At 42.7% G+C, this 6,747-nt stretch carries 8 protein-coding genes; 2 read left to right on the top strand and 6 right to left on the bottom strand.

Features of this window, described 5'->3' with window-relative positions; translation table 11 throughout:
* Nucleotides 1-454 precede the first annotated feature (454 nt).
* On the top strand, nucleotides 455-775 hold the full coding sequence (locus DB48_RS00045) for a helix-turn-helix domain-containing protein (protein WP_041508307.1): 321 nt from the start codon (nucleotides 455-457) through the stop codon (nucleotides 773-775).
* Here the strand turns inward: DB48_RS00045 and DB48_RS00040 are convergent.
* The 6 genes from DB48_RS00040 to DB48_RS19770 all read right to left on the bottom strand — a co-directional run bounded on the left by DB48_RS00040 (nucleotide 772) and on the right by DB48_RS19770 (nucleotide 5,122).
* A complete protein-coding gene (locus DB48_RS00040) occupies nucleotides 772-1,110 on the bottom strand; it encodes a type II toxin-antitoxin system RelE/ParE family toxin (protein ID WP_041508306.1) in 339 nt (112 codons plus the stop codon). The two genes, DB48_RS00045 and DB48_RS00040, sit on opposite strands and share 4 nt — an antisense overlap.
* Before the next feature lie 105 nt (nucleotides 1,111-1,215).
* Entirely contained in the window at nucleotides 1,216-1,728 is a 513-nt protein-coding gene (locus tag DB48_RS00035) for a hypothetical protein (protein ID WP_041508305.1), read from the bottom strand.
* Between the two features lie 322 nt (nucleotides 1,729-2,050).
* Complete coding sequence (locus DB48_RS00025) at nucleotides 2,051-2,518, bottom strand: hypothetical protein (protein ID WP_041508303.1); 468 nt, start codon at nucleotides 2,516-2,518, stop codon at nucleotides 2,051-2,053.
* Nucleotides 2,519-2,576: 58 nt separating this feature from the next.
* Complete coding sequence (locus DB48_RS00020) at nucleotides 2,577-3,266, bottom strand: replication initiation protein (RefSeq protein WP_041508302.1); 690 nt, start codon at nucleotides 3,264-3,266, stop codon at nucleotides 2,577-2,579.
* A 790-nt stretch (nucleotides 3,267-4,056) separates the two neighbouring features.
* The gene (locus tag DB48_RS00015; RefSeq protein WP_327269861.1) at nucleotides 4,057-4,833 is read right to left on the bottom strand and encodes a site-specific integrase; all 777 of its coding nucleotides are present in this window, start codon (nucleotides 4,831-4,833) and stop codon (nucleotides 4,057-4,059) included.
* 67 nt (nucleotides 4,834-4,900) lie between these two features.
* The gene (locus tag DB48_RS19770) at nucleotides 4,901-5,122 is read right to left on the bottom strand and encodes a hypothetical protein (protein ID WP_082035551.1); all 222 of its coding nucleotides are present in this window, start codon (nucleotides 5,120-5,122) and stop codon (nucleotides 4,901-4,903) included.
* Between the two features lie 1,199 nt (nucleotides 5,123-6,321).
* On the opposite strand from DB48_RS19770, the gene DB48_RS00005 reads away from it, so the two are divergent.
* Nucleotides 6,322-6,582 (top strand): MarR family transcriptional regulator, encoded by a 261-nt coding sequence (locus DB48_RS00005; RefSeq protein ID WP_152619069.1) that lies wholly within the window; start codon nucleotides 6,322-6,324, stop codon nucleotides 6,580-6,582.
* Nucleotides 6,583-6,747 lie beyond the last annotated feature (165 nt).

Raw genomic sequence — 6,747 nt, 5'->3', positions numbered from 1 at the left:
CTCCCTGGGGGCTGCTGGTTGCTAATTGTTTTCAGTGAAAACACCTGGGATCTGCTGGCTGCTAATTGTTTTCAGTGAAAACATCTGGGGTTTGCTGGCTGCTAATTGTTTTCAGTGAAAACTTATGAAAACACTAGCTTTAGTCTAACTATGTGTTGAGTTCATCCGTACTTGTTCTGGCGCAATTTTGAACCTTAAACAGTAGTAAACTTTCATGGTTTAATTGAGTGATTCACGACAATATCATAGGTGCTTTTGAGCTTTAAGGTTGGCTCAGCCTAGATTCTCCCCAAAAAACATAGCTAACCCAGCTATTTAACATAATGGTCATTGCATGCATATGTTATTTGCGTGATAGAGTTACTTATTTGGTACTTGATAAGTTGACGGTGACGTCACTATCTCATACTATATTTATATAAAATTTTATATAAATCGAGTAAAGAGGTTCAAAATGGCTCTTAAATTTTACGATAGTCCCTTCCATGTGACACATCCTGAGCCAATTGCTAGCAAGATGGCCATGAAGATGGATCTGTCTATCATGCTATCGAATCTGATTAAAGAGAAGGGGTGGTCGCAAGCAGTTGCTGCTAAGCAATTGGGGATTAGTCAGCCTCGGGTTTCAGATTTAATGAATAGCAAAATCGAAAAGTTTACTTTAGATGCCTTTTTGGACATGTTGGACTCTCTTGGTTTTAAGGCAAACTGGAACATGCCTTCTTTGTATGAGGCTTCAATCCATATTTCCAAAGAAGTCGCAGTTGCTTGCTAACCTGTTTTTCTTAGTTCATCTTGTAACTCTTTAAGCCTTAGTTTTACTACTGACATAGCCTGCCTATCGGAGCCGTTCGTATGCTTTTCAAACGAATGTAAAACAACAACGGTATCAAGATACTTTGTTGTGTATACACACCGAAAGGCAGGGCTTCCATTGATCTTCAATTCAACTACATTTACCGAAAAACCTTTTAGTGGTGCGATCATTAAATCTGGGGTGCCGTTGTACTGGATTGTGCGTAATGATTTGCCAAATTGGTCTTGGACATCTTGGGGGAGGTCTTTGTACTCTCTCTCCGCCGCAGCGTTTACAAATGCAAATTTTAACATTTTTTACTCCTCTTGGCCGTTAGGGCCTTGTCTTACTTGTTAGGTTTTCTTCTGGCAAAATTATTGTTCTTTGGGTCTTGAGCATTATTGTGTCATCACTTCTGTCTATACAAATGTGCCACCAATATCGATAAGCCTTGCAGCCAAGGAGTTGTATAAAGCGTCCTTAGGGTGATTTTGATAGTGCTCATGTATTACTTTCAATGGGTTGGTTATTATCAAGTAGCTAAATTCGCCACTTGATCCATCTTTGGATTTTATAAAACCAAGCTCTTCAAGTTTTCTCATTCGGCCTGTCCATGTTGTAACGGCTCTTTCTCCGCTAAATCCTGACTCAGTTGCAAATTCGTTTTTATTCTTTATTTCAATAAAGCTTTCATCGAAAACATGACACCAAAGAGTTAAGTAAGTGTCTGATAATGGTTTACCTGGTGAGTGCTTATTTATGAATTTTCCTATATAAGTCATGGTTCTTGGAATGGTTGTGAAACCATTTTGAACCTTACGGTCCCAAGTGTGAAACGAAGCTAACTCTGCTTCAGTCCATAGTGTTTCCATTAACGTAATTCGTTTTTCTGCTGCTTTGTTCATACCAGCCTTTTTTGAACGTATGCTCATTTATCTGTCCTTATTTGACTTCACAATAACATTGTTGACTGAAAATGTATTTAAATCAATGATTTACTGGTTTCGTGTCGTGACCTGTTTATTCGTGATAATTGGATATTTAACCGTTTTCAGTTGACAAATAAAACATCTCAGAGACTGGAGTGTAATATATATTACGTCTTGTGCGTATAACTCATTGTTTAAAAAGCATTTATTTTTCTGGCGGTGCTCCCCGTGTTCCGTGTGCTCCATGGTTATCCTTGTGCTCCACGGTGCTCCAAGTGGGTGTGGGAGGCATGGGGGGGGAGGTTGAGTAAATTTTGAAGTATTTTTAAGGCTGATTAGATTGGTACTTGCTCCTTATTTCATTTCTGATTTGAATATCTTCTAGGGTTTTTACTTCTTTTGGCCAATCAGGATCGTTTTCAGGTGCAAGTACTATTGTGCTGAAGTCTGTGGATTCTTTATTGTCTATGTCGTTGCTACTTTTGTTGTGGGTAAGCCTGTTTGTTAGGTTTTCTATTTGCTTCCTCATCTCCTTTTGTTCGTTTTTTAGCTCTGTAATTATGTTAAGCAGAGCCTCGTAATCTGGTGTTGCTTGGTGTTGTTTTTTTTCTGACTCAGGTGTTGCAATTGGTTTTAACTCACCATACACACGGATTAGCTCTGATGTATCAACTAAGGGATTCCCATCTCTATCTCTTTCAATAGAAACCTTACCTGACTTGACGTGACGCCAAATTGTGGTTCTATTCTTTCCTACTAGAGCAGCAGCTTTTGAGAGGTTAACCTTTGCCATGTGTTGCACCTATATTTAAGCGCCAACAGGCGCGATGTTGCATGTGTTGCAGGTGGGGTTATATATCCATTTTCAGTTGTTTGTTTTGCTTAAAAGTAAAAGCCAACGCTGATACGGCGCGTCCCTTTCTGATGGTCTCGTAGGAGATAACCAAGTCACTGCGCTGATTGAGTTCTTCAACGCTTGGCTTTACCACCCATTTGTTGAGATCTTTAAACAGCGGGTATTTATCTTCCAGGCCGATCGCAGCCCTAAACTCATCGAGTTTTATTACTCTATTATTTGTAGCGTTAAAGCGCATTAGCAGCTCGTAAAGACGAATTGAGTGCGCTGATTGCAGGGTTGCAATGTTGCGTAGCTTGTATGTGGTAAATCGTGACTTTAATTGGCAGATATAACGTAGAACATCATCAGACCAAACTAATGTCACTGCCCCTTCGCCGCGTAATTTTTTAACTTTTTTTTGTATCCAATAAATTTCAATCTCTTCATTTTCTTCATGAAGCGTAATACTTGATTTAAAAAGAGCATCAGCAGCTTTGTAGAGTTCTCTGTGGGCATTCTTGATATCAATTCCCATTAAGTCTGAAAACTCTGAGGCTGTTAGTTTTATCTCTTTCCTTGGCTCCGCGCTGGGGCGAGAATCTATCTTTGAAAGGCAGGCTAGAACAAGCTTTTGCGCTTGAACATTAAGCTTGAATCTAGCGTCTATGAGCGCATTTGATTTGGTCACAGATGAGTTATTCATTGGAGAAGTCCTTTTTTAGAGATTCCACCGTAGCTAGCGGAGGAATAGTTGTCAACAGAATTCCTCTTAAGGTGTTAATATCACCGTAAATCTCTCCTCCTTTAACTCCGTTTTGACCGTAAATCTCTCCTCCTTTAACTCCGTTTTGACCGTAAATCTCTCCTCCTTTGATCGCTATGGAGTAGACAGAGCAAGGCTTACAGGAGGGCTAAAAACAAGAAAGATCTATAAAAACAAGAAAGATTTATTAAAAAAGAATCGGTCTGTGGATAACCCGAGCTTCACCTGTCAACCATCTCACCTTCAATGCAAAAAGAGGGCGGCTTCGCCGCGACCACGGGGCTTCGCCCCAAGGTCGCCTAAAGGCTCCACCCTTCCCCTCTAATGCCTCGCCACTTCCTAGCTTCGCTAGGGGCGAGTTCAAAAGAACACACGGCAGGGTTCGCTTTGCCTACGGCCTTTAACCCACATTTGAAATCGGTACTTGGTTTAACAGCGTGTCGCTTCGCGACTGTCTAGCAAAAAGATAAGGTCAAAATTAAATCTGAGCGGCCTAAATCGAGATTCTGGGCGTTTTTAACTAAAAAGCGTAAACGTGTAACCATTTTCATTGATAGTGGCTGAAAACGCTTTTTAGAGCCTCTGAGAAGCGTTCGACTAGCGGAGTCTGTTGAACAATTTGAAATGGCAAAGAGTTTGTTTCAAAACGGCGGGTTATATCAAATTTGATATGTCGCAAGTCTCTTCATTTTAAGGATGTTATCGAAGATAAACCTCTGTGATTTCAGGTCTAAAATGCCCCATTTCTTGGGATACGGTTTCGAGCGCGGCCACTTTGGTTAATCCTGCCCGTTGCAAGGTATCCATTCGGCTTTGGGCGTAGCTGTGTCTGAGGCCATGCGCGCCACTGCTCCATCCCAATTTTTCGCGTAGATGCGGCTGAGAATGAGCTAGACCAGTTCACTCCGCCACCTATGGCGTAATGTTGCGTGTAGTAGATCCCGCGATCTGTATTTTGCGTGGGCTCTTCTAGCTTTAACGCTTCCAGCTTTTCAGCCAGGTGCGAAGGAATGATCACTTCCCTGGTTAAACCGCCTTTGCCTGTTACCGTGAGCCGATCACCATTAATCCCTTGCCATTTGGTTGCCAGTTCTGGCCGTTCGTCAGCGGGTTTGTCTTTGGCTGGTTGCAGGGTAAGCAGTTCGTGCGCCCTGAGTCCTGCGGCAGCTGCGATTTCAGTCGCTAGCGCGTTCTTTGGCGTTTGGGATTGGGCGATCAATTGGATTTGGTGAGCAGGGTAAGCGCGAGACTTTAAGGTTTGGTCTAACTCTGATTTTTGCACAGGCAGCTTTTCGGAAGGACTTAGCTGTTTGGTGTAGTGGATCATCATAGCTTGCAGCGCCTGACGTTCCATATCCAGCGTTTTCTGGCCTACGGCCTGCCCTCTATATTCAAGATAGGTTTTGGCGGCATCAGGGGTCATCTGCTGCAATGAGCCTAGTTTGTTTTCCTGAATGTATTTCGCTACCTGAGTGAGACTTTTTTCGTAATTACTGGCGGTACTCACCGACTTTAACACTCCCCCTTGGAGCGATTTGATCACAGCGCCGGCTTGCTTTGCAGGGGATGAGAATCTAACCATTTTTCGCTAGCCATCGATGCACCGTTGACCATGCCACTTTGATGCGATTTGAGCGTAACCAGCGTTGAAGCTGTGCCGTTGTTGCCCCTTCTCGATGCAGCAATAACAACTCACCTTTGAAGCGGTCTAAACGCGATTTTGCATACCGCGATTTACGGATCTGTGCCGTCTGTGTTTGAAGCTTTTTCAGCTCCAAGTGAGGGTCGAAATTCATAGGGAAATCCAGTTTGTAAGAACACCCGCAGCTATGCTGCGCGGCACTACTTAAAGCACCGATTCGCCCACGTTAAGGTCGGACTGTTCGCACCTTTTTTGCGCTATGAGAAATGAAAGGAAAACCTCGAAATCACGAGATTTTTATTGAGCGCCAAGCTAAATAAAATAACTGGAATTTGCGTGTATTTAAGCGCCGACAGGCGCGAGATATGAGGCTTCATTATAGACACGCGAAGATCCCGACACAATAGCCGTTTAAAAATGTGCGCGAAACTCCCGAAAGCGAGGCCCCACGCTACGTTAAAGCAATTTTATTGGTTTGACGTAGCGGGGGGGAGAGCGACTGCTCATGCTGCGCCCCCCCGTTCTTTGCTCTTTGGCGAACGGGAAATGCAGAATGCGAGAAAGAGAAAAAAGGGGGCGTATGAGTGCTGTTCAGCTAGAAAGTCTGCGGGTTACAGTGTGGCAGAGTCGAGAGGTTTGTTATATCAATATTGATATAGGGTCGCAGGGGCATCCAACTGGGGAGCTTAAGGGTTTTTCTTAATGTCATTCCAAAGCAGCCAGCCTGATAGAAATAACAGGGCGAAGGTTCCAAAAACAAGAAACAAACCGATAATCTGTATTGTATTCATATGTCCTCGTTTTGCGCATATTTGATTACTTAATATTAATTGATAAATACCTTTTTCAACAAACCACCTGGAGCCGATCAATTCGGAAGGGGTTTTTCATTGCACCAACAGGGGGTATAACTAAGCCTATGGTGAAAGAAAAGGGGGCGTCATGAATACTATTCAAATAATTGGATTATGTGCAACTGTTGCTACAGTTGCCGTTTTGGGCTTCACAATGTGGATGTTGTGGCGTGAGATTCGGAAAAAAAGATGAATGACGGCCCGGTATATTAAAATTGATGTTCATAGGAACCCTTAATTTATGAACACTTTTTTCAAGCAGAAGGTGTCTTTATCGACAACAAACCTTTGTCCAGGAAGCAGCTGATCTTTTCGTAAATGGTTAGCTGCTTTCTCCATCCAGGCTTGAACCCTTGGGCTTTTGACCGTGAGATCCGTTGTCGCTAGGTACTCAAGTTCCTGCTGTAGCTCTTCATGTGTAGTCATTGTCTTACCATATCAAATTTGATATAACCTGTGTTGCATGGTAAACTATATCATATTTGATATAGGGGGCGATATGGAAGATTTACGCGATTTATCGAGCTTTTTAAGTTTCATTTACAGACACAGGCTATCACCAGCAGATATGCACGTTCTGAATCATTTAATCATGAAGTATGCTGAGTTTGAGCAAAGAAAAGCGTTTGTATTGAATCAGACCGCACTAGCTAAGGATTTGTCCATGAAGCAACCGAACGTATCGAGAGCCGTTAAAAACTTGGTCGCTACCGGCATTTTGGTCAAACAAGATATGACGTATTTCATCCATTTGGCCTGAACAATAAGATTTCTGCCTTTGCTAATCTGCTGGTTGCTAGTCGTTTTCAGTGAAAACATCTGGGGTCTGCTGGCTGCTAATTGTTTTCAGTGAAAACTCCCTGGGGGCTGCTGGTTGCTAATTGTTTTCAGTGAAAACACCTGGGATCTGCTGGCTGCTAATTGT

It is taken from the genome of Shewanella sp. cp20 (assembly GCF_000832025.1).
Lineage (GTDB): Bacteria > Pseudomonadota > Gammaproteobacteria > Enterobacterales > Shewanellaceae > Shewanella.
The sequence above is the reverse complement of the archived record's forward strand: the minus strand, read 5'-3'. Positions and strand labels throughout refer to the sequence as shown.